The following is a 22,144-nucleotide window of genomic DNA, read 5'->3' as shown; positions in this document are numbered from 1 at the left end:
TTACCATATTAATCAAAAACGTTTCAAATATGTTTTATTTATCAGCTCGCCGTAAGGTATGGCAGCTACCCTGTCTAAACTAAACCAAGGGCCATCATCATCGCGCAGCACCTGTATACTTTGGGCGGGCATAAAGCTTTGCGCCAGCATAAATTGTTTTTTGCCCGATGCATTGGTAGCTACATCCATCACTATAAAGCAATGCCCCGGCGAGCCTCCCTTGATAAAAACATCACCCGCCTTAATATCAGCGGCGTTGGTTACGGGTTTAAGTTCTTGCTGTAAGGATAAGGTGCCCGCGTAGGAGAATACCAGCGTCATGTACTTCATAAAACCGGCGTAGCTGTAATCCTTAGCGGCCTTTTTAACCCATTTCTCGTTACTGTACCTATAGCCATCGGCAAAGTGGATATAATCGCACTTAAAGCCGCTGGTAAAATTGAAGCTGATGTCGCTATATTTTTTTTGCTGATACAGATATTCTCCGCGCAAGCGAATAACCGCATCGGCACACTGTTGCAGATCCTGCTTACCTATGCTCATATCAATCACGGCGGCGGTATACATATCGGTACGGGCTATACTGCCCTGATAAGTTACCGCATGGGTACCCGCTGGTTTTAATGGCAAGTTTTGCAACCAGGCTCCGAATGAACCGGCCGCAGGTTGCACGCGTTTAAAGCTGCTGTTTGTTTTAAAACGATCAGTTACGCCGGCATTAAATGTAAATACCGAAGTAAGGATAAGCACGATGGCGATCAAATTTTTCATGAGCGTGCAGCATTTACCAGTTTACTATATGGATTGAACGGCACCGGAATATCATTTGCCAGCGAGAATGCCGAGAAGTGCAAATGCGTAGGCGAACGCTTTTTGTACGCGCTAAACCCTGTGCGACCAACCTCGGCGATCTTCTGCCCCTGCTTTACCTCATCGCCGGGCTTTACCAAAATTTGCCTGTTGTGGGCGTAGTATGTAACATAATTGTATTGCGGGTGATATACCCAAATGTATTTACCGCCACGCAAGGTGCTGCCTGCATCCCAAACATTGCTGCAAGCTATCACAATGCCATCATCAACACTGAGTACATCAACAGGTTTGCTGGTGCGGTCGTCCAGGTCATTTTGATCACGGTCGGTTATAAAAATATCGTGCGCGGGGTGTGCCTTGTGTTTGTTACCATCCAGATAATTATAGCCCTTGCTGATATAGCCGTTACCATTTACCCCGCCAATGGCATTAGCCCTGTACCCCTTAAGCGGAAATACCCATTGCGCATGTTTAGCGCCGGTGGCAACCGTATTCAGTTGTTTTATCAGCACACCAAACTGGACTACCGCTGCCTTACGCTCAATAGTCCCGTTAAGCACCTTAGTATTAAGACTGTTTATTTTGTTGCAGATGCTTAGTCTGTCGGTTTGCGGCTGCTGTGGCTGGCTGATGGTTAAGGTTAATGCAAGTAGTAGCGTTTTAAGCATAAGGTTTATATATGCTACAGTAACGCTCAAACTAACGGATTAGTTGTGCGGGAAAAGAAAAATTTATCCCTCTATACGGATATCATACTTGGCCAGCAACCCGGGCAAACCATGCACCGAAAAGCGGGCCTTTTTCAACGTATTCTCATCCGGGTCGATAATATAGTTGTATGATGTACGCAGATCGGCATTTTTGAGGATGGTATAACTGAATACGGTACGGTGCATATCGCAATTGGTAAATATGGCATCGGTGAGGTCGCATTCGGTGAGGTCGGCTTCCTTTAGCGAACAATCGGTAAAGCGTGCGCGTTTGTTCTTCTTTTTGTAGAGGATAGCGTTGTTAAGCGTGCATCCCTCAAAACTCATCCCGAACAAAAAATCAGATGCTTTGCTGAAGTCGATACCATTCACATTGCAATCCTTAAAAAACGCACCCTGAAAACCGGTTTTAAAAACTACGCTCCTCTCCAGGTTACAACCCTCAAACTTACAATCAATAAAGGTGATGTTAGATAGATCGGCAGCGGGCAATTCGCAATCAATAAATTTACAGTTATCAAAACTTTGCGCCAGGCCGGCAAGGGTTGTAAGGCCGGTAAATGTGTTATCTTCCTCAATGTGGTTAAACATGGCGGCAAATTAAATATTTTTCCAATACAGACATTGGCATTATTTTCAGCATCTGCATCATCAAAGCATTATTCGTATCTTTGTAATTCACATCAATTTACGTTGCAATAAAAGATAAGTGGAAACAGCAGAAGTAAAACAGGGATTTAAAGGATACAACAACTACGGTGCATGGCTGCGCGAAAAATATGCCGGACAGCGCGTGTTCAAGGTAATTGTTGATGGTGGTTTTACCTGCCCCAACCGCGATGGCTCAAAGGGTTATGGTGGTTGCACGTATTGCAATGTTGATTCGTTTACGCCATCAGTATCGCGCAGTACGCCAAACCTGCGCGAGCAGGTTGAGCAAGGTATGGAGCGTGCCATAAAAGGCAATAAAGCCGATAAGTTCATCATCTACTTTCAGCCCAATACCAACACCTATGCCCCTACGCATTATTTAAAAATGATGTATGATGAGGCCCTGAGCATCAATACCGAAAATATTGTTGGCCTATCAGTAGGTACCCGCCCCGACTGTATAGATGCCGAAAAGATAGCCTTGCTTGAAAGCTATACCGACCGTTTTGATGTGGACCTGGAAATGGGTATGGAATCTATCTACAACGATACCCTGAACCAGATCAACCGTGGTTGTACGCATGAGGATCTGCTGAATGCCCTGAAACTGGTGGAGAACAGCAAACTGGATATTTGTGTGCATACCATCTTCGGCTTCCCGTGGGAAACCCGTGAGATGATGCTGCGCTATGCCGACGAGATAAACCGTCACCCGCAAATAAAATTCGTAAAGTTCCATCACCTGCATATTGTTGAAGGCTCGGTAATGGGTGTAAAATATAAACGCGACCCGTTCAAGCTATTTACACTTGATGATTACGCCGAGTTTTTATGCGAGCTGTTACCTATCGTTCGCCCGGATGTGGTGGTACAACGCCTGTTCGGCCTAAGCGATCGTGAGTTACTTATAGCCCCTAACTGGCAACTCAAAAAATCGGAGATACAATATTATATCGATAAAAAGATTTTAGACAGAGGTGTAATACAGGGTTCGGCATTGGTTTAACCAATGCTATCTGTTATTTCATTGGTGCTTCTTTAAACTCCAGTTTGGCGTCGGATATTTTCATCTTAAATCGAGGAAACATATTACCCTCAACAGTAATTGAATTTATAGTTCCGAGTACACGGCACAAACTACCGGTCATTTTATCGAAATGATCCTTGTCAAGTTTTTCTGCTAAAGCGATGTACTCAAATGAGTATAAATCAGTACCGGCTTTATTGGTTTGGGTGATAAATAAAGTATCGATCGTATTGTTATGCGGACTAAGCATATTCAGTCGTTGCTTCGAGCTTAAGGTATTCCAGGGTCGCAAAATGGTTAGGCCTTCAAATTTTTTTACTTTTTTCAACGCTTCGTCTTTCGATAGTTTTTTAGAATACATTAAGCCGGATTGAGCTGTTATATACATATATCTCAATATAGCAGCCTGACCATCATTCACATTCTGCTTAGGAATCCTATCCAGATAATCCTTTAAAACAGGGTCGACCTTTTCCCAATCTTCTTTATTAAGCACGGCAATTAAATCGCCAAATTCCTGCTGACTAATGGTTGACTGAGCTTTCGCTCTAACAATAAAAACAAACAATAAGAGTGACAAGATAATGGCCTTTTTCATACCCTAAATCTAATTATTCGCTATCAAATATCAGCACCAATAGTTTAATCTGGCTTAGTTATAGTTTAGTTCTGTTAATAGTTTGATGACTGTGGTATTTAGTTTGCGGTATTATTTCTTTAAACTTTTGGAATAAACCCTTACTTAAGTACTGCTTTGTCACAAAACCGCTTGCAAAACTACTTCCCGGCGCTTACGGGTGTGCGCGCTTTGGCTGCTTACCTTGTGTTTGTATCCCATTATTTCTACATATTTGGTGAAAATTTTTCCCAAATTGGGCAACGCTTCTTTGGCGAATTCCACATTGGGGTAACCATTTTTTTTGTTCTATCAGGTTTTTTGATCACTTACCGGTATTATAATAACTTCCATTTAACTAAGGATTGGTTTAAGCAATACTTAAAAAACCGGGTGGCACGTATATACCCAATGTACGCCCTGCTAACCGTTGGCGCGTTCGTGTATTTCTTCGCCACCGGCGATCAAAGCATTACCAAGGGCTACAACCCATACGCTATGCTGGCCATGAACATCACCTTTGTGCGCGGCTTTTTTTATAACTTTTGGGATACGGGCATTGCCCAGGGCTGGTCGCTTACGGTTGAGGAGTGCTTTTACTTTTCGGCACCGTTTGCGTTCTTTATTATGCAGCGTTACCGCAAGTTTTGGTTGCAACCGGGTATCATCACCCTGTTTGGCGCGTTGCTGGTAGTAATATTTAGCCGGGTGGATTGGTTCGGGTTTTTCGGCAACTTCACCTTCATGATGCTGTTCACCTTTTTAGGGCGCTGTTTCGAGTTTTTTGTGGGGATGCAATTAGCGCTTTACGTATTGGGTAAGGGTTTTGTGCGCAGTAACAAAGTTAAATACTCGTACCTGGGTTTACTGTTGATGTTTGGCTGCGTTTACCTTATGGCGCTACAAACTCCGCCAAAAGGCTGGCCTACGGGCTTGCAAAGCCCGATTGGTATATTCACCAATAACTATTTGCTGCCGGTTTGTATAGCGCTGTTCTTTTACGGGTTGCTTACCGAAACCACCATCCTCAAAAAAATATTAGCCAATAAATTTGTTGAGCTGCTGGGCAAAAGCTCGTACATATTTTACCTGATACACCTGGGCTGGATGTACAACCTGATGCACGGCTGGTTTGATCATGCCAACGAATACGCTTTTGAACTATACGACAAATGGGGCAAGGATTGGTACTCCCCTTTCGAGAACGACCCGATCAACCTGCTGTATGCTTTTGTGGCGCTAAACATTGTATCTATCATCCTGTTCAAACTGGTTGAGGAGCCACTGAACCACTACATCCGCAAGTCTGACTTCCTGATCAAAAACCCGAAGAAGAATCCCGAAAACAAATCGGCATTAATGGAATCACAGCCTGCCGAATAATTTTTCGATAGCTTTTTCGCGATAACTGAATATCTCGTTCACTTTTTTGCGCACCAATACTTTGTTAGCGATGGTGCCCACCGCGCCGTAAGGTATGGCATAGGTGAGTTTATCCGTCATGTGGATGCCCCCATCAATCTCCCTAAAATGATGCTCGTGGTGCCACATAGCATACGGCCCGAAACGCTGCTCATCAATAAAGTAACTTTTATCATCGGCAATGTGGGTTATCTCGGTCGTCCAGCGCATTTTTATGCCGAACAGTGGTGTTATATTGTATGAGATGAGCATGCCCTCGTACATCTTAGTGTGTTCGGTAAAATCAGATGTGATGACGAAGCCCATCCCCGCCGGGGTTATCTTAGCCAAATTAATCGGCGACGAAAAAAAGTCCCAGGCCTCCGCGGCCGAAATGGGTATGGCCTGCTGCCATGTTAAGGTGTATGTTTTCACGCTGTTATAACATATAACGCCCGTAATAGTTGTTACCTCAGCATAAAACAGCATTTGCTATAAAAGCGAACGCAGTGTTCATTATCGCACAACGCTAAAATACATACATAACTGAATAGCAATAGTTTATATATTGGCTTAAAATATGCGCCAATTACAGCGTAACTAACCTTTTTATCTGCCATGACTAATCTTGACGTAAAAATTGCGCTGCGAACTTTTTTAAAAGGCAAATGGTATAACTTTTTAAATATCGCGGGTTTGGCGTTGGGCTTAGCGGCCTTCATTTTTGTAACGCTGTATGTTAATAACGAAACCAGCTACGATACATGGAATAAAAACATCGACCGTATATTTTTGGTGGAGCGAGAGATGCCCAACGGACCATCGCCCTATACCCCCGGTAAACTGGCAGCCGAAATAAAAAGCCAGTGCCCCGAAGTTGAGGAAACCGGGCGAATGAATACCGCGCTGTTTCAACTGCCATTCCATACCGCAACAGCCAGGTTCCTGATAAAAAAATGGGTTGGGGCTGATTATTCTATCGCTAAAATATTAGGCATTAAGCCCGAAGGGTTTAACTTAAATCCGGACAATACCATTCCTACCATCCTGCTATCAAAACAAACCGCGAAAGCGCTTTTTCCGGGCGATAGCAGCGTTCAAAACAAAACGGTGAACATGGTATCTAAAAACGGAATGCCCATGACCATTGCCGGTATAGCCGAAGCCGCGCCCGGTAACACCAACCTGAATTTTGACTGCATTGGCTTTAGTGAGGATATAACGCAGGGCAAGGATCAAAGCTACGCCAACCAGATATACCAAACCTTTTTACTGGTAAAACCCAATACCGATGTAGCCCTGCTTTCAAAAAAGATAGACAAAATATACAAACAAGCAGCGCTGGCCGATAGCAGCCAGGTATCAAAAGACGCGTTAACACTTACTTCGGCTAAGCCCGCCATTTACTTAGATCCGCTTAAAAACCTGCACTTAAAGCCCCATTATGGTTCGCACGCTAATGATCAGATCGTGAAAAGCCTCATTATTTTAGCCTTGATTATACTGATAGTAACGGGTGTAAATTTTACTAACCTGTATATATCGCAAGCCAATAAACGCTCGAAAGAGGTAGGTGTTAAAAAGGTAAACGGTCAGCTTAAAAGGCATATCATTTTTCAATTTTTGGTAGAGATATTTTTTCAGTGCCTTTTAGCCTTAGCTGCCTCATTTGTAATAGTTGTTACCGGCTTGCCCTACTTTAATCAATTATTGGGGGTTGATCTGCTGCTGTCGGGCATAAACTTCACCATAGTTGCGCAACTGGTTACTGCCCTTGTTTTGCTCACGCTATTGGCAGGTATTTACCCGGCATTGGTTATGGCCGGCTTTAAACCGATAGAAGTATTGCAGGGCAACCAATTCACCAACCGCGATACCTTTGCCTGGGTGCGTAATTCAATTACGGTATTGCAATTCGCCTTCGCTATTGGGTTTGTAATAACGCTGATGGTGATTAGTCAGCAGGTAACATACATGCGGTCAGAAAACGTAGGCTTTACCGCCAAACAGGTGGTATACATTGATAACTTGGGTATTTATAATGATCCTGAAAAATTCGCCCCGGTGAGTGATCGTATAGCTGCCATACCGGGCGTAAAGGCGGTTACGGTGGCATCAAATATACCCGGCGGCATTATCCCGGCATCCTATGAGTACAAGGTGCATAACAAGGCTTATTCAATGCAAACCATTGGTGTGGGATATAAATATCCGGAAACGCTGAACATCGACTTAAAAGAGGGCAAGTTTTTTTCATCGACATTTAAGGCTGATTCTACCCATGCGGTGATCAACGAAACAGCAGCCAAAGCCATGGGCTTAACAGATCCGCTTGGCAGCGTGGTATCAGGCTGTGGTGGCAATTATAAGGTTATCGGTGTGATTAAGGATGTTAAGGCTAACGGATTTGAGGGCAACGTACAACCCGCCATTTACCTGATGAATGCCGGTTGTGGCTTACAAAAAACCCAGATAATGATAAGTGCCGAAAGCAAAGCCATACCCAACCTGTTAACCACCCTTAACCGCCAATGGAGCGACATTAACAAAATGGACGGCGATAATTTTAACTACCATTTTTTAGATGAGCTATATGGCCGGTTGTTTACCAAGCAAGAGCAGTTACGATCAGTGCTTACCTGTTTTTCGGCTTTGGCGGTATTTATAGCTTCGTTAGGGTTTTTCGCTTCGGCGGCACAATCAATCCACCTGCGGATGAAGGAGATAGCGCTCAGAAAAGTATTTGGCGCCAATGGCAAGCAGTTATTGCTTACGCTGAGCAAGCCTTTTGTTTATATAGTTTTAACGGCTAATGCCATAGCGTGGCCCGTAGCGCTCATGGTAACCAATACATGGCTGGCAACCTTTGCTTACCGCATACATGTTTCAATGGCGCCTTTTGCTATAGCGCTGCTTATCTCTATAGCAATTGTTGCCATAACAGTTTGCCTGCAAATAGCAAGGGCAGTTAGGTTTAACCCGGCTGTTAAGCTAAAAGCTTAGGGCTGTTACTGTACCATTTTATTGGCGCAGTATGAGCTGGCAAATGCTTCGGGCTTGGCCTTAAATACAAAGCCCATGCTTAAAATATAGCCCATAGCCTCGTGCAGGGCCTGGTTGCTTTTAAACATCGGGTTGGTATTAATGTCGGCGTGTACTTCCAGGTCAACATCGTACAGGTCGAGCAGATCGCAAAGGCGGTAGGCCGTGTCGATAGATTTTTGCACCTCGGTAAGCATACGCTCCTTAATGCTCATTTTTTGCGATGTACGCTCCTGATGAATGAACATGAACCCGCCGCGCTGCTCGCGTAAAAACACAATTACGGTGGCAAAATCAGTCACTGCGCCCTTAACCTGCGAATCGGTACCAATGCAAACCTTAAGTTTGTTGCCAAGCGCGGTTTCGCGTTCAATGGCATGTTCAACTTCGTCGAGGATGGGCGTTTGAATAATTTCGCCGCTGAATTTTCTCCAGGTCATATAAAATGTTTTAGGTTAAATTTATAGTGACCCTGAATAGGTCAATAAAAATAAGCTATAACATTCCATATTAATGTGAATAAGCAATTATTTATTTGTTAACATTATACTGATTGTCAACAAAATACAACGCACAACAAATCACCAGGCAACAAAAAAGGAGCAGTTTTACGCTACTCCTTTTTTCCACTGTCAACCACAGCCGTGCCGCCCGAGCCTGAATTATCAACGCCGGTGCTTGAGCTGTCGGTATGTTTTATTACGGTATCGGTATTCAATGTAGTATCATTGGCGTTCTGCGGGCTATCGGTACCCGCGCCTTGCTGGTTTGTGCCACTGCAAGCGGTAAATGCTAAGGCCGCAACTACTATCGGTATTAAAAATAGCTTTTTCATGGTAATGATGTTTTATTTTACAACACCCCTACCTTGCCAATAGTTTAAATAAAATACCTAAAAGTTAAAAAGTCACTCTATCGAGAGCTCTACAGATGGGTCCCAGAATTTTTCTTTAAAGTTTTGGATCTTGTTATCCTCAACCATGATGCCTTCGCTGGCCAGCATCTGCTCCATCAGGTCGAACGATGCGAAGTGGAATTTACCGGTAAGCAAACCTTGACTGTTCACCACCCGGTGCGCCGGTACCGGCGGGTATGCCGCGCCCGATGCGCCCATGGCATAGCCCACCACCCTGGCCGAGCGTTTTGTACCGAGAAAATGAGCGATAGCCCCATACGAGGTTACACGCCCGGCAGGTATTTGCCGCACTACCTCGTACACCCGGTCAAAAAAGTTCTCCTCGGCCATATCTTAGTTAAAATGAGAATTTAAGATAATTGATATTCTTGTTATCCTGCAAATATTTACGTTCGTAATAGGTTTTTATGGATAGCACCTCATCCGCGAATTCCGATCGGTATAAGTCCTCGGTACGTACATACAGCTTTAAGCCCAGTTCTTCTATCTTTTCGGCTGTGTAGGCGTGCAGGTCGTCGTTATCCGTTTTCAGGTTTATAAAGCCGCCCGGTTTTAATATCTGCTTATATTTTTCGAGAAAACGTGGCGAGGTAAGGCGTTTCTTTTCACGGCTCAGCTGCGGTTGAGGATCGGGGAAGGTGATCCATATTTCATCTACTTCGCCGGGGGCAAAATAGTCCAGTATGGTTTCAATCTGTATACGCAAAAAGCCTACGTTGGTAACACCATCCTCAATAGCGGTTTTAGCGCCGCGCCAAATGCGGTTGCCTTTATAATCAATACCAATAAAGTTCTTTTCGGGGAATAGGCGGGCAAGGTTAACGGTATATTCGCCCTTGCCGCAGGCCAGTTCAAGCACTACAGGCTTATCGTTCTTAAAAAACTCTTTGGCCCATTGGCCCTGCATCACCTTGCCCTCGTCAAGCTGCAATACGTTGCTAAAGGTTGCCACCTCGGCAAACCTGCGTAATTTATCTTTACCCACTTAAAAATATTAAAGCGCAAAAATAACTTTCGCTGTTACCAATAGCAAATGCAGGTATTTAATAAAGTATTTATCAGTAAGTTTCGCTGTAAGGCGGCTTGGTTGGGTCAGGTGGTACGGTAACGGTTTGTACCACAACCTCGGGTTTTTTCTTTTTACCAAAGCTGCTGAACAGGCCTTTTACCTTGCCCCATACACCGGTAACCGAATCTTCACTAATGTAGTTTGATGCCTTTTGCGAGAGCACGCTCACCAATGCCTTAACCAAAAAGTTAGAACTGCGGAACAACGTTTTGTTCAATGTTAACGGCAGCAAAAAGCGCGAGATCAAACCTAAAAAGTCCTGCTTAAAAAAGCCTGCGCCCTTAACGCCATCAAGCGTGGCCGATTTTGGGAATATGGATAACGCCGTAGCGAATAATGCCGAAGGGCTGCTGAAACGCAATTTTAACGCTACCGATTGTACATCTTCAGCAATTGTAAGCCTTGCTATCTCACTTCTCAAATCGTCGATATTTTTTATTGGGATACCTGCCATTGCTTTTATTTGAAGATTTTACGGATGAAACCATTAATTATTGGCTTTTCAAAGCTACCCTTTGCCGCTAAAATGATGATAACGATAAGCAGGTATAAACCGGCTACGGCGCCAAACCCCTTCCAGTAAGAAGCAAAAACATCGGCCAGGAACAGTGCCAGCGTAAAGCTTGCGAATAAGAATGTTACTGCCGCAATTACCACAACAATAAGGTCAATAATAATACCTGCAATAATTGATGAGCCTTTTTCAATGGCCTTGTATTTTGCAAGCGTGAAACGCGTTTCGGCGTATTCCTTTAGCTGATCGATGATCGGCTGTGTTGAGGTAGTATCTTTTTCTTCTTCCATAGGTAGAGGTAGTATTTAAGGGCCCCGCTATATGGCGGGGCCGGTAAACTTTGTTATTTATGCGTGCTCCAGGTCGTCCTGGTACTCTTCTTCAGCACCTTTAATTTTTGTTTTAATGTTTTGAACAACCTTGTCTTTAAAACCAACCAGGTTATCTATCTCAGCAGCCGCGGTGTCCTTAATTGAATCACCAAGGTTTTTTAACGATTCGCTGAGTTTGTCACGAGTTTCAGAGCCTTTATCAGGGGCAAATAATAACCCTAATGCCGCGCCTGCCGCTATTCCTGCCAGCAAGGCAACTACTGTTTTTGTGTTGTCGTTCATATTCTAATAAATTTTAAGTTGACGATTTTGTTTTAAAAAATAATTAAATACTTTGCCATAAAGGCAATACGCAGATTTATCGGAATAAATATGTAATTATTTAACCGTTTTTAGCCATTTATAGTTTACAGCACCTGAAATTTTTTACAGATCGGGCCCTGTACGTATACGCTCAAGGCGCTCGGCGGCCATGCGGTTGGTTTGGTATATCTCAACCAATAAAAGGAAGTAAGAAAGCAGCAGCGGCCCGAATACCAGCCCTAAAATGCCAAACAACGGCAGGCCGATAAATACCCCTACTACTGATATAAGCGGATGCGTATTGGCAATACGCTTGTTGATCACCATACGTAAAACATTATCAACATTGCCAATAAATAGCACACCATAGGCTATCAGCACCACGCCTTTTATAGCGTGCCCATCGGCCATAAGCAGCAGGCCCGCGGGTATGGTAAGCGTTGGCGCGCCAACAACGGGTAAAAAAGAGATGAATGTGCCTATCACACCCCAAAATATAGGGTCGGGTATACCAAATATCCAAAAGCCATTGGCCAGCAACGCGCCCTGTACTATTGATATTATGCCCTGCCCAAGCACGTTTGAGTAAGTAGAGTTTCGCAGCTCCTGCGCAAACTTTAAAGCATGCTGCTCCCTGAATGGAGCATAACGCAATAACCCTGCCTCAAAACCACGCATCTGCACAAACATAAAGTACAGTATGAAGTACATGAAAAGTAGTATAATGATAATGTTTGCCGCCCCGCCAATAAGCGAAGGGAAAAGCTCAGTAGCGTAATCGCTTAGTTTTTGGATGGCCTCCTCTGCAAAATGGGGCTTATTCAGGTTCGATCCGGTAAAGGCATCCACCTTTTTAAGCCACTTTTCAACCAGGAAGGAATCGGTATTCAGCTCGGCGATCTTGTTGATCACCATAAAGCTGAGCAGCAAAAAAGGTATAACTATTACTATGAGCGATACGATGATGATGCCTACCGCCACAACCGGGCCGTTAAGCTTGCGCCTATCAACCAAATAAACATAGGTTGACCTGAATATGGTAAAAAGCACCACGGCCCCCAATATGGAACTGAACAGGCCGCTAAGCGCGTACAGTAAAAAACAGCCAAGCACAATAATGCTTACCAGTATAATATTGTTACGCTGTTTATAGCTAAAAATAGACATGCAAAGGGGCGTGTTTTGCTTACGCTACGGTAATAATAAAACAAGGCAAATTGTTTTAACTTGCCTTGTAATGTAAATGTTATTCTTTTGTGGCCAGTATTTCCTGTATCTTTTTACAGCTTATGGCAATGGCCTCAAGATAAAACCGGTAATCTTCGGTTTGATCAACCACCTCATGTTTTAGCTGCTCAAGGCAAAGGTTGATGTTTGACAACTGGTTGTTTACATCGTGCCTTAGCAGGTGCATACCGCTTTTATCATCATGGATATCTGCCATAAATATTATTTGCCCATGTTAATGGCCTTCATTTTATTGTAGAGCGTTTTACGGTCGATCTTCAATATCTCGGCGGCGCGGGTTTTGTTAAAGTTAACCTCGCGCAGTACACGCAAAATGGTTTCGTACTCGGCTTCCAATGCAGCGTTTTTCAGATCGTGCTTTATCTCCTTTACCTCAACCGGCGGGGCAGCTACAGCAGTAGCCGTGGCGGCAACGTGCGATACCGAGGCATAAGCGCCAACGGTTTCCAGCACCGGCATTTTGTAGTTCGATAGCTCAAGCGGCAGGGCTTTTAAAGGCACTTCTTCGCCTTCGGTAAGCAGGGTAGCACGGCGTACAATATTTTTAAGCTCGCGGATGTTACCCGGCCAGCGATAGTTCATGAAACACTCCACCACCTCGGGCGAGAACCTGTTAACATTACGGCCAAGTTCATCATTAGCCATATGTAAAAAGTGCTCGGCAAGGGCTATAATATCATGCCCACGTTCGTGCAGTGGCGGCATGTAAATGGCAAACTCGTTAAAGCGGTGGTACAAATCCTCACGGAAACGGCCTTTGTTAATGCCATCCTGCAAGTTCTCGTTGGTTGCCACGATGATGCGCACATCCAGATCGATCTCCTTAGTGCTGCCTATGCGTTTCACCTTACGCTCCTGCACGGTACGCAGCAGGGCGGCCTGTATATCGTACGATAGGTTACCCACCTCATCAAGAAACAGGGTACCGCCGTTGGCCATTTCAAAGTGACCTATCTTGGTATACAATGCACCGGTAAACGAGCCTTTTTCATGCCCGAAAAACTCGCTCGCGGCAAGCTCCTTGGTTAATGAACCGCAATCCATCGCTATAAATGGCTTATTAGCCCGCGGACTGGCCACGTGTATGCTTTTGGCAACGGCTTCTTTACCGGTACCACTTTCTCCTAATATAATTACGCTGTAGCCGGTTGGCGCTACCAGGTCTATCTGACGGGCCAGCTCTTTTGATGCACGGCTGGTGCCTACCACAAACTCGCCACCCATCAGGTGTTTTTTACCGGTGCTTTTGGCAGCGGCAGCGGCTTTTTGAGGTACAGCAACCGGAATTTCTTCTTCATCGGCCTCCAAAAGCGCGTATTGCGTTTCAATAGCCTTGTTAATGGTATTTAATATCTCATCCGGGTATAGCGGCTTGGTGATATAATCATAGGCGCCCATCTTGATCAGTTCGACAGCCATTTTTATATCAGAGTAACCGGTAATGATGATCACACCGGTTTTTGGGTAATTCGTCTTGATATGACGAAGCATCTCGCGCCCGTCGGTATCTTCTAATCGGTAATCACAAAGCACCAGGTTATAATCACCGCTTTTTAAGCTTTCGATGCCATTGGCACCATTAGAAGCGGTAACTACATCAAAGCCATTTCGTGTTAGAAATTTTGACAACAACAGAGCAACGTTCACTTCATCATCAATGATGAGAATTCTTTTCATACAGCAAAATAGTGTTTAAACGGCAAAAAATACAATAGGTAGATAACAATAAGCCATTATATCTTTTATACTAAAAAAAATTAAATTAGGTTACAAAAATTTATTAACCAACAAGAAAACACGATCATTCACCTTTGAATTCGGGCTTACGTTTTTGTATGAAAGCCTGTATTCCCTCACCGGTATCATTAGTAGCAAAACATGCTGCAAATTCTTCTATCTCTGTATCAAAGCCCTTTTGGGCATCGATTGCCGAAGCGTTAACCGAACGGATTGCCGCCGCTACCGCGAGGGGTGCCCTCGTCAATATCTTATTCATTATTTCTTCGGCTTTTGGCAGCAGGGCGTCCGGATCAACTACATGGTTCACCAGTCCGAATTGTAGTGCCTGCTCAGCGGTGATCATATCGGCCGTCAATATCATTTCGAGCGCGCGGCCGCGGCCAATAAGGCGTGTTAAGCGTTGCGTGCCGCCATAACCCGGTATCAGCCCTAAAGTAACCTCGGGCAAACCCAGCTTAGCATTGGCCGATGCTATACGTATGTGGCAAGCCATAGCCAGCTCAAGGCCTCCGCCCAAAGCAAAGCCGTTAACGGCAGCTATTACGGGTTTTGTACCCTGCTCTATTACATCAAAAACATTATGCTGAGCGGTTTGGGCCATTTGTTTACCGCCATCAACATTTAGCGGGGCAAACTCGGCAATATCGGCACCGGCAACAAAGGCCTTGGGGCCGGCACCTGTAATTATAATACCACCCACGTTACTATCAGCCAAAGCCTGTTTAACAGCCTCACCCAGTTCAGTAAGTGTCGCGGTATTAAGCGCATTCAATTTACTTTCGCGGTTTATGGTAACGTAGCATATGCGCGAGCGTACCTCAACCAGTATATTTTCAAGGGGCATGCTGCTAATTTAGGGGATATAATTGCACAATAACAAATTTACCCTCATTTTTTAGCACATATTATACACTATCGGACTAAAAGAAAACAGTTGACCATGACCAAACAGCACTAATTTTTTGCCTACCTTTGAGCATTTATGCGTAATACATTTTTTGATTTATGTATTTATGCATAATTTTTAATCAGCGCGTTGCGCGTATTGTTAATTTTTGATCTCATGAGCGAAGAAAGATCGTTAAACTTTATTGAAGAAATTGTTGAAGATGATATAAGTGCCGGTAAGCACGGCGGCAGGGTACATACCCGTTTCCCGCCCGAGCCTAACGGTTATCTGCATATAGGCCATGCCAAATCTATCTGCCTTAACTTTGGCCTTGCCCAAAAATACGGCGGCAAAACCAACCTGCGTTTTGACGATACCAATCCTGTTACCGAAGATACCGAATACGTAGAAAGCATTAAGGAAGATGTGCGCTGGCTGGGCTTTGAATGGGCCAACGAGCTATACGCATCCGACTATTTTGACCAGCTATACGCCTTTGCCCTTAACCTGGTACGCCATGGTTTAGCTTATGTTGATGACAGTACACCCGAGGAGATAGCCGCCCAAAAAGGCACACCTACCGAACCGGGTACACCTAACCAATACCGCAGCCGCAGTGTGGAGGAGAACGCACAGTTGTTTGAGGACATGAAAGCCGGTAAATATCCTGACGGTGCTAAAGTACTGCGTGCTAAGCTTGACCTGGCATCACCAAATATGCACATGCGCGACCCGATCATGTACCGTATTAAACATGCCAAACATCACCGTACCGGCGATAAATGGTGTATTTACCCGATGTATGATTTCGCCCACGGCCAATCGGACGCTATTGAGGAGATCACCCACTCGATATGTACGCTGGAATTCATACCCCACCGTCCGTTGTACGAGTGGTTTATTGAGCAACTGGAGCTTTTTCCATCGCGCCAGTATGAGTTTGCCCGTCTTAACCTGAATTATACCGTAATGAGCAAGCGTAAGCTGCTGCAACTGGTTAACGAGGGTTATGTTGATGACTGGAACGATCCGCGTATGCCTACTATCAGTGGTTTGCGTCGCCGCGGTTATACGCCGGCCAGCATCCGCGAGTTTTGCGAGCGCATTGGCGTGGCCAAGCGCGAGAACATGATAGATGTTGCCCTGCTGGAATTCTGCATCCGTGAGGATCTGAATAAAACCGCATGGCGCCGTATGGCCGTGCTTGATCCGGTAAAGCTGGTGATCACCAACTACCCTGAAGGACAAACAGAAACCCTGCACGGCGAAAACAACCCCGAAGTTGAAGGCGGCGAGGGCGGACGTGATATACCATTTAGCCGAGAGATATGGATAGAGCGTGAAGACTTTATGGAAGTTCCGCCTAAAAAATTCTTCCGCCTGGGTGTTGGTTTAAGCGTGAGGTTAAAGAATGCCTATATTGTTACCGGCCAAAGCGTGGTTAAGGATGCTGACGGCAACATTACCGAGATACATTGTACCTACATTCCCGAATCAAAATCGGGCAGCGATACCAGCGGCATTAACGTGAAAGGCACCATACACTGGGTGAGCGTTCCGCATGCTAAAACTGCTGAGATCAGGCTGTACGATCGTCTTTTCCGTGTGGAAGACCCATCAAACGAGGATGGCGACTTTAAGGAATACATTAACCCGGATAGTTTGAAGGTAATAACCGGCTATATTGAGGAAGACCTGGCTACGGCAGTACCGGGCAAGGGTTACCAATTTATACGCAAAGGATATTTTACCCTCGACCAATACTCAACGCCCGACAAGCTGGTGTTTAACCGCACCGTTACCTTGAAGGATGGCTGGGTGAAAAAGTAAGTATTTTTCATCACGAATATAAAGCGGACTATTGATAGTCCGCTTTTTTTGTGGCTGGCAATCAGCGTGTATCAGTTTTGTTATTGATGGGTATTAAACCTAAGCACCCGTTTAGCCATCATACCTGCAAAACATATCACAATGAAGAAATTACTTATAGCCTTAACAATATTCATAGCCACCGGATGCGGATTACAAAGGTTAGCGCCGGTAACCATAGGCATGACTGAAGAACAATTTAAATTAGAGCATAAACAAAGCCTTGTGGTAGAAATGTCTGCCTATCGTACGGTATACAAGGATTGGGACCGCAGCCCCATATCGCGTGTTGATACCATCGACAAATTTTACTATTTCAGCAAAGGCAAACTAACATTGATGGACGAAGGCTTTTTCCCCAAAGGTGCAAAAGCCCCGGTACCTACCCCCATGTAGATCAATACTTTTGGTAAACGTTGTACAGCACATTCATATCCAGCTGTGATAACACCGGCGAACTATCGGCCTGTACAAAGTGATTTTTAAAGGCTGATATAGCGGCATTGAGGTTGCTTACATCATAACCGATGAGGCGCAGGGCAGTGGCTACATCAAAGCCTTCGGGCGCGAGTTCGAGCACATCATTGCTCCAGTAGCCAAAGCCTTTTTCGGCCAGCTTTTTCCAGGGAAAGTATTTACCGGGGTCAACCTTGCGGGTAGGCGCCAGATCCTGGTGACCGATGAAGTTGGTCGTTGGTATATTGTACGTTTTTTTAAGATGCGCCAGCAGGATGACCAGGCTATTGATCTGCGCATCGCTAAACGGCGATTTGCCATTGTTATCCAGCTCTATACCGATAGATGAGCTGTTAACATCAGTACCGTTACCCCACTTGCCCGAACCGCCATGCCAGGCGCGCAGATAATCGTTAAGCATGTGGTATATGCGCCCATCGCCACCGATAACATAGTGCGCGCTCACCTGCGTTTTGGCGATAGTAAACGTTTTAAGCGTTTGCGCCGCCGAATCCTGCGCGGTATAGTGGATAACCACATAGTTGGGCTTGCGTAAATTAAAATTCACCGTACCCACCCACTCGCTGGCCAGCTTTTGCCCCAAACTATCCGTAAGCACCACCGGCTCGGTTTGCAGCAACGTTTGCGCAAACGCCTCGGCCTGCTCGTTGTACACCTTATTGGTTACAGCGTAAGGCCCTTTTTTGGGGGAGCAGGCTGTGGCGAAGATAAATAGGGAGAGGAATATGTAGAGGTAATACTTTTTTATCATTAATATTTATTGCTTGAGATAATTAATTGTTTTAAATCGTCTAATTTACTAGGATCATCTAACTTGTGTATCATACTGTGACAGTTGGAGCAAAGTACGACAAAGTCAAGTCTAGCGTCTAATTCAACTTTACTACCTGTTAGTTTAGCTAAAGGTTTTAAATGATGAGCCTCTATAAAATTAGCTCCTAGCGCACCATATTTCTTTTTAAAATCAAATCCACATGCTTTGCATATATAACCTTGAATCTTTTTTACTTTTTGTGATAATTGAATATTACGTTCAATTCTTTTGTGAAAACGAAACCTTCTAATATCCTCAATTCCTTTAAATTCTTCGTCATTCTCAATTTCGGCTTGAAACGATGGTAACCCCTCATTATATGAAAGATGTTCATAAACCCGTATCATTTCATTAATATCAGCTTGCAGACCTACATCCTCGGGTAGTTTATAGATTGAATAATATTTAGCTATAATATTTCCTGCTTCATATAATTTTGCAAGATCGGAGCTTACACTATTATTAGATCTTAATTTGATGTCATGTAGATTAAAAACCCCTGATTGCAATCCTATTTGAGCTCTAAAATCTTCAGCACGCATTTTCAATACTTGTTTTGCATCTCGTTTATATTTGTTTTTAATTTCGGTTACTCCCTGATTAAGAGACAAGTAAAAACCAGACATATCTTCTTTAAATAAGAATACTGGATAATAACCTGATTGAGCAGTTTGGGTTATAAGAATATCAAAAATAGCAACCCATGGATTCGCACTCCATCTACCTTTTCCTGCCGAACCTTTCACAACATATCGCTCATTGTTCAACAATGACTCTTTAATTATATCTGGAAGTTGCTTTGTAACTAGCTTAGCAACCGGATGGTCTGCAAATTTTTGTCCATATGCTTCTTGATAATCATTCAGTAAATCTTGAAAAAACTCTTTCATGTTGGTGAAAGATACGATAAAAGATTTTACATGAATATAATCCCCCCTTACAACCCCATCTCCCCAAAAGTATCACCCTGCTTTACATCCCCGGTTTCGTAGCCTTTTTTGAACCAGTGTAGGCGTTGGGCGCTGGTGCCGTGGGTAAAGCTGTCGGGTTCTACGCGGCCGGTACTTTGTTTTTGCAGGCGGTCGTCGCCTATTTGGTTGGCGGCGTTAAGGGCTTCTTCAATGTCGCCGGGCTCTAAAACGTTCTTGGTGCTTTCCTCGTAATGGGCAAATACGCCCGCGTAAAAATCGGCCTGTAGCTCCAGCGCTACCGATAGTTTGTTGTATTCCGTTTCGCTCACCCTGCCGCGGGCACGTTCCAGTTTTGCGCTGGTGCCCAGCAGTTGCTGTATATGGTGGCCAACCTCATGCGCCACCACATAGGCACGGGCAAAATCTCCGGCGGCGGCAAAGCGACTCTCCAGTTCGTTAAAAAAGCTTACATCAATGTATACCTTACGGTCGCCGGGGCAATAGAACGGCCCCGTTGCCGATTCGGCAAAGCCGCAGCCCTGGGTTTGTACAGCACCATCAAAAAAGTGCAGGGTAGGCTCCTCGTACGTTTGGCCCATTTGCTTAAACAGCTGGCCCCATATATCCTCGGTATCGGCAAGCACTACGCGCACAAATTTCTTCTGCGGGTCGTTAGGGTCGCTGCCGGGTTGGGTATTAGTTTGTTCGGTTTGCTGTTGCTGCACATCGTTCAACAAGGCCGATGGATCAATACCGGTAAACAGGTATATGGCGGCAGCTATTAAACCTATCACGCCGCCACCCAATGCCAAGCCACGGCCACCGCCGCTGCTGCCTTCTTCGGTGTTACTACTTTCGCGCCTGCCGAGCCATTTCATGTTATGTTGTTTTTAAAGGTTTATTCGTTAACGTGAGGGCGCGGCAGTTTGTTTATGGTACGGCAACAAAAACCTTGTGTATACAGATGTTGATCAGGCGGAGATATTAATAACAGCGTATGCCCTTAATATTCAGTTGCAGCGAGCGTTTATCGCGCCATACATTTTCTTCGATGCTGTAGCATACATCAAACGGAACGCCGGGGCGTATCTGGCGCAGGTATTCGCCGTGATTAAAGGCAATACAATCAAACAATGCCGATCCGGGCTGACTAATGCTCATTTTGATATGGTTGCTGCCCACCAATCCCGGGGTGCCATTTACGTACACATTCTTCGATAAAAACACGGGCGACATATTCCCCGGCCCAAACGGAGCAAACTGGCTCAGCACACGGAAGAATTTACCGTCAATATCCTTCAGGTCGAGCTCGGCATCAATATCTATTTGCTGTATCAGTTGTTCGGGGGTAATGGTAGTGCTTACCACTTCCTCAAACTTATTAATAAAAGCTTCCACGTTTTCGGGTTTCATGGTGAGGCCCGCGGCATATTTATGCCCGCCAAATTGCAGCAACAGATCGCTGCAACCGCACAGTGCTTCGTACAGATCGTACCCCAAAACAGAGCGTGCCGAACCTGCCACGTGCCCGTTTGACCGGGTGAGCACTACAGTCGGGCGGTAATATTTTTCGGTTAGGCGCGATGCCACGATGCCTATCACCCCCTTGTGCCAGTTCTCGTTAAATACCACGGTTGATTTCCGGTTGATCATCACCTCGCTGGCACCTATCATGCTCAGGGCTTCATCGGTTATTTGCAAGTCGTGGCCTTTGCGTTCGGTATTCTTTACATTAATGAGGGCGCCTTTTTCGCGGGCATCCACCTCATCGCATGATATAAGGAGCTGTACGGCATGCTTGGCATCATCAATACGCCCGGCAGCGTTGATACGCGGACCAAGCAGAAACACAATATCAGCAATAGAGTAATTGCCTGAACGACCGGCAACCTCCATCAATATCTTAATACCGGTACAAGGCTCGGTGTTCAGCTTCTGCAAACCGAAGTAGGCCAAAACGCGGTTTTCACTGGCTATCTGCACAATATCGCAGGCAATGCTTATGGCTACCAGGTCAATAAACTGAAATACCTCCTCAAAGGGAATATCATTTTTTTCGGCATAAGCTTGCAGCAACTTAAAGCCAACACCACAGCCGGATAGCTCCTTGTAAGGATATTCGCAATCAGGGCGTTTAGGATCGAGCACGGCAACAGCCGCGGGGATGGTGTCGCCGCAGGTATGGTGATCACAAATAATAAAATCAATATTGAGCGTGTTGGCATAATCAACCTTATCAATTGATTTTATACCACAGTCGAGGGCTATGATTAACGAAAAGCCATTGGCTGCCGCAAAGTCAATACCCTGTGTTGATATGCCGTAACCTTCGGAATAACGGTCGGGAATATAGTAGTCCAGCTTATCATAGCGCTCCTTAAAAAAGCCGTATACTAACGATACCGCTGTGGTGCCATCAACGTCGTAATCGCCGTATATTAATATCTTTTCGTTACGGGCAATGGCCAGTTCAATGCGCTCTACGGCCTGCTCCATACCTGCCATCAGGAAGGGATCGTGCAGGTGGCGCACATCGGGGCGAAAGAAATAACGGGCATCATCGTAGCTGTTAGTCCCTCTGCTTATCAGCAAATGGCTTAAAACGGCATTGATGTTCAAGGCCTCTGAAAGGCTTTTTACTTCATCATGATCCGCTTTTTGCCTTATGGCCCACCGTTTATTCATATCTTTGCAGGGGATAAAACCCTAAATATATAACATTGGCTATTAAACATAAAAGCCAATTAAATTATTGTTAACAAAATAACACCGTGCTGATATTTTGAACTTGCTCAAACATCA

The 22,144-nt window shown here is 44.8% G+C and carries 25 protein-coding genes; 5 read left to right on the top strand and 20 right to left on the bottom strand.

Annotated elements, in window-relative coordinates; all coding sequences use genetic code 11:
• Positions 1-12: 12 nt before the first annotated feature.
• The 3 genes from IM792_RS05590 to IM792_RS05580 all read right to left on the bottom strand — a co-directional run bounded on the left by IM792_RS05590 (position 13) and on the right by IM792_RS05580 (position 2,114).
• Positions 13-771: a DUF4846 domain-containing protein gene (locus IM792_RS05590; RefSeq protein ID WP_194100860.1), complete on the bottom strand. Its 759-nt coding sequence runs from the start codon at positions 769-771 to the stop codon at positions 13-15.
• Positions 768-1,481, bottom strand: a complete 714-nt coding sequence (locus tag IM792_RS05585; protein ID WP_194100859.1) for a M23 family metallopeptidase — start codon at positions 1,479-1,481, stop codon at positions 768-770. The genes IM792_RS05590 and IM792_RS05585 overlap by 4 nt, the downstream gene beginning before the upstream one ends.
• Positions 1,482-1,544: 63 nt before the next feature.
• Positions 1,545-2,114, bottom strand: coding sequence for a pentapeptide repeat-containing protein (locus tag IM792_RS05580; RefSeq protein ID WP_194100858.1), 570 nt, complete (start codon positions 2,112-2,114; stop codon positions 1,545-1,547).
• Positions 2,115-2,232: 118 nt separating this feature from the next.
• On the opposite strand from IM792_RS05580, the gene IM792_RS05575 reads away from it, so the two are divergent.
• Entirely contained in the window at positions 2,233-3,180 is a 948-nt protein-coding gene (locus tag IM792_RS05575) for a TIGR01212 family radical SAM protein (RefSeq protein WP_194100857.1), read from the top strand.
• Between the two features lie 13 nt (positions 3,181-3,193).
• On the opposite strand, the gene IM792_RS05570 is transcribed toward IM792_RS05575, so the two are convergent.
• Entirely contained in the window at positions 3,194-3,799 is a 606-nt protein-coding gene (locus IM792_RS05570) for a hypothetical protein (RefSeq protein WP_194100856.1), read from the bottom strand.
• Positions 3,800-3,955: 156 nt separating this feature from the next.
• Between IM792_RS05570 and IM792_RS05565 the strand changes: the two genes are divergently transcribed.
• On the top strand, positions 3,956-5,200 hold the full coding sequence (locus IM792_RS05565; RefSeq protein ID WP_194100855.1) for an acyltransferase: 1,245 nt from the start codon (positions 3,956-3,958) through the stop codon (positions 5,198-5,200).
• Here IM792_RS05565 and IM792_RS05560 read toward each other — a convergent pair.
• Entirely contained in the window at positions 5,183-5,653 is a 471-nt protein-coding gene (locus IM792_RS05560; protein WP_194100854.1) for an SRPBCC family protein, read from the bottom strand. The genes IM792_RS05565 and IM792_RS05560 overlap by 18 nt on opposite strands.
• Positions 5,654-5,836: 183 nt before the next feature.
• Between IM792_RS05560 and IM792_RS05555 the strand changes: the two genes are divergently transcribed.
• Positions 5,837-8,221, top strand: coding sequence for an ABC transporter permease (locus tag IM792_RS05555; protein ID WP_194100853.1), 2,385 nt, complete (start codon positions 5,837-5,839; stop codon positions 8,219-8,221).
• A 5-nt stretch (positions 8,222-8,226) separates the two neighbouring features.
• Here IM792_RS05555 and IM792_RS05550 read toward each other — a convergent pair whose 3' ends face one another.
• The 11 genes from IM792_RS05550 to IM792_RS05500 form a co-directional block, all read right to left on the bottom strand.
• Positions 8,227-8,700 (bottom strand): ribonuclease H-like YkuK family protein, encoded by a 474-nt coding sequence (locus IM792_RS05550; protein WP_194100852.1) that lies wholly within the window; start codon positions 8,698-8,700, stop codon positions 8,227-8,229.
• 173 nt (positions 8,701-8,873) lie between these two features.
• Complete coding sequence (locus IM792_RS05545; RefSeq protein WP_194100851.1) at positions 8,874-9,095, bottom strand: hypothetical protein; 222 nt, start codon at positions 9,093-9,095, stop codon at positions 8,874-8,876.
• Between the two features lie 72 nt (positions 9,096-9,167).
• Positions 9,168-9,506, bottom strand: coding sequence for an MGMT family protein (locus tag IM792_RS05540; protein WP_194100850.1), 339 nt, complete (start codon positions 9,504-9,506; stop codon positions 9,168-9,170).
• Positions 9,507-9,513: 7 nt separating this feature from the next.
• Positions 9,514-10,161, bottom strand: coding sequence for a tRNA (guanosine(46)-N7)-methyltransferase TrmB (gene trmB, locus IM792_RS05535; RefSeq protein WP_194100849.1), 648 nt, complete (start codon positions 10,159-10,161; stop codon positions 9,514-9,516).
• 73 nt (positions 10,162-10,234) lie between these two features.
• Positions 10,235-10,699: a hypothetical protein gene (locus tag IM792_RS05530; protein ID WP_194100848.1), complete on the bottom strand. Its 465-nt coding sequence runs from the start codon at positions 10,697-10,699 to the stop codon at positions 10,235-10,237.
• Between the two features lie 5 nt (positions 10,700-10,704).
• Complete coding sequence (locus IM792_RS05525) at positions 10,705-11,049, bottom strand: phage holin family protein (protein WP_194100847.1); 345 nt, start codon at positions 11,047-11,049, stop codon at positions 10,705-10,707.
• A gap of 57 nt (positions 11,050-11,106) precedes the next feature.
• Positions 11,107-11,373 (bottom strand): YtxH domain-containing protein, encoded by a 267-nt coding sequence (locus IM792_RS05520; RefSeq protein WP_194100846.1) that lies wholly within the window; start codon positions 11,371-11,373, stop codon positions 11,107-11,109.
• 144 nt (positions 11,374-11,517) lie between these two features.
• Positions 11,518-12,561: an AI-2E family transporter gene (locus IM792_RS05515; protein WP_194100845.1), complete on the bottom strand. Its 1,044-nt coding sequence runs from the start codon at positions 12,559-12,561 to the stop codon at positions 11,518-11,520.
• A 79-nt stretch (positions 12,562-12,640) separates the two neighbouring features.
• Positions 12,641-12,838 carry a hypothetical protein gene (locus IM792_RS05510; protein WP_194100844.1) on the bottom strand — a complete coding sequence of 66 codons (198 nt, stop codon included), beginning with the start codon at positions 12,836-12,838 and terminating at the stop codon, positions 12,641-12,643.
• A 5-nt stretch (positions 12,839-12,843) separates the two neighbouring features.
• Complete coding sequence (locus IM792_RS05505; RefSeq protein WP_194100843.1) at positions 12,844-14,319, bottom strand: sigma-54 dependent transcriptional regulator; 1,476 nt, start codon at positions 14,317-14,319, stop codon at positions 12,844-12,846.
• Between the two features lie 124 nt (positions 14,320-14,443).
• A complete protein-coding gene (locus tag IM792_RS05500; protein ID WP_194100842.1) occupies positions 14,444-15,226 on the bottom strand; it encodes an enoyl-CoA hydratase-related protein in 783 nt (260 codons plus the stop codon).
• A gap of 219 nt (positions 15,227-15,445) precedes the next feature.
• Here IM792_RS05500 and IM792_RS05495 point away from each other — a divergent pair, with 219 nt between their 5' ends.
• Both IM792_RS05495 and IM792_RS05490 read left to right on the top strand, forming a co-directional pair.
• Positions 15,446-17,101, top strand: a complete 1,656-nt coding sequence (locus IM792_RS05495; protein WP_194100841.1) for a glutamine--tRNA ligase/YqeY domain fusion protein — start codon at positions 15,446-15,448, stop codon at positions 17,099-17,101.
• 141 nt (positions 17,102-17,242) lie between these two features.
• The gene (locus tag IM792_RS05490; RefSeq protein ID WP_194100840.1) at positions 17,243-17,536 is read left to right on the top strand and encodes a hypothetical protein; all 294 of its coding nucleotides are present in this window, start codon (positions 17,243-17,245) and stop codon (positions 17,534-17,536) included.
• Between the two features lies 1 nt (position 17,537).
• On the opposite strand, the gene IM792_RS05485 is transcribed toward IM792_RS05490, so the two are convergent.
• The 4 genes from IM792_RS05485 to recJ all read right to left on the bottom strand — a co-directional run bounded on the left by IM792_RS05485 (position 17,538) and on the right by recJ (position 22,027).
• On the bottom strand, positions 17,538-18,368 hold the full coding sequence (locus IM792_RS05485; protein WP_194100839.1) for an N-acetylmuramoyl-L-alanine amidase: 831 nt from the start codon (positions 18,366-18,368) through the stop codon (positions 17,538-17,540).
• Entirely contained in the window at positions 18,368-19,321 is a 954-nt protein-coding gene (locus IM792_RS05480) for a DUF3578 domain-containing protein (protein ID WP_194100838.1), read from the bottom strand. The genes IM792_RS05485 and IM792_RS05480 overlap by 1 nt, the downstream gene beginning before the upstream one ends.
• A gap of 47 nt (positions 19,322-19,368) precedes the next feature.
• Complete coding sequence (locus IM792_RS05475; protein ID WP_194100837.1) at positions 19,369-20,220, bottom strand: neutral zinc metallopeptidase; 852 nt, start codon at positions 20,218-20,220, stop codon at positions 19,369-19,371.
• 106 nt (positions 20,221-20,326) lie between these two features.
• Entirely contained in the window at positions 20,327-22,027 is a 1,701-nt protein-coding gene (gene recJ / locus IM792_RS05470; RefSeq protein ID WP_194100836.1) for a single-stranded-DNA-specific exonuclease RecJ, read from the bottom strand.
• Between the last annotated feature and the right edge of the window lie 117 nt (positions 22,028-22,144).

This window comes from Mucilaginibacter sp. JRF (genome assembly GCF_015223065.1).
Taxonomy (GTDB): Bacteria; Bacteroidota; Bacteroidia; order Sphingobacteriales; family Sphingobacteriaceae; genus Mucilaginibacter.
The sequence above is the reverse complement of the archived record's forward strand: the minus strand, read 5'-3'. Positions and strand labels throughout refer to the sequence as shown.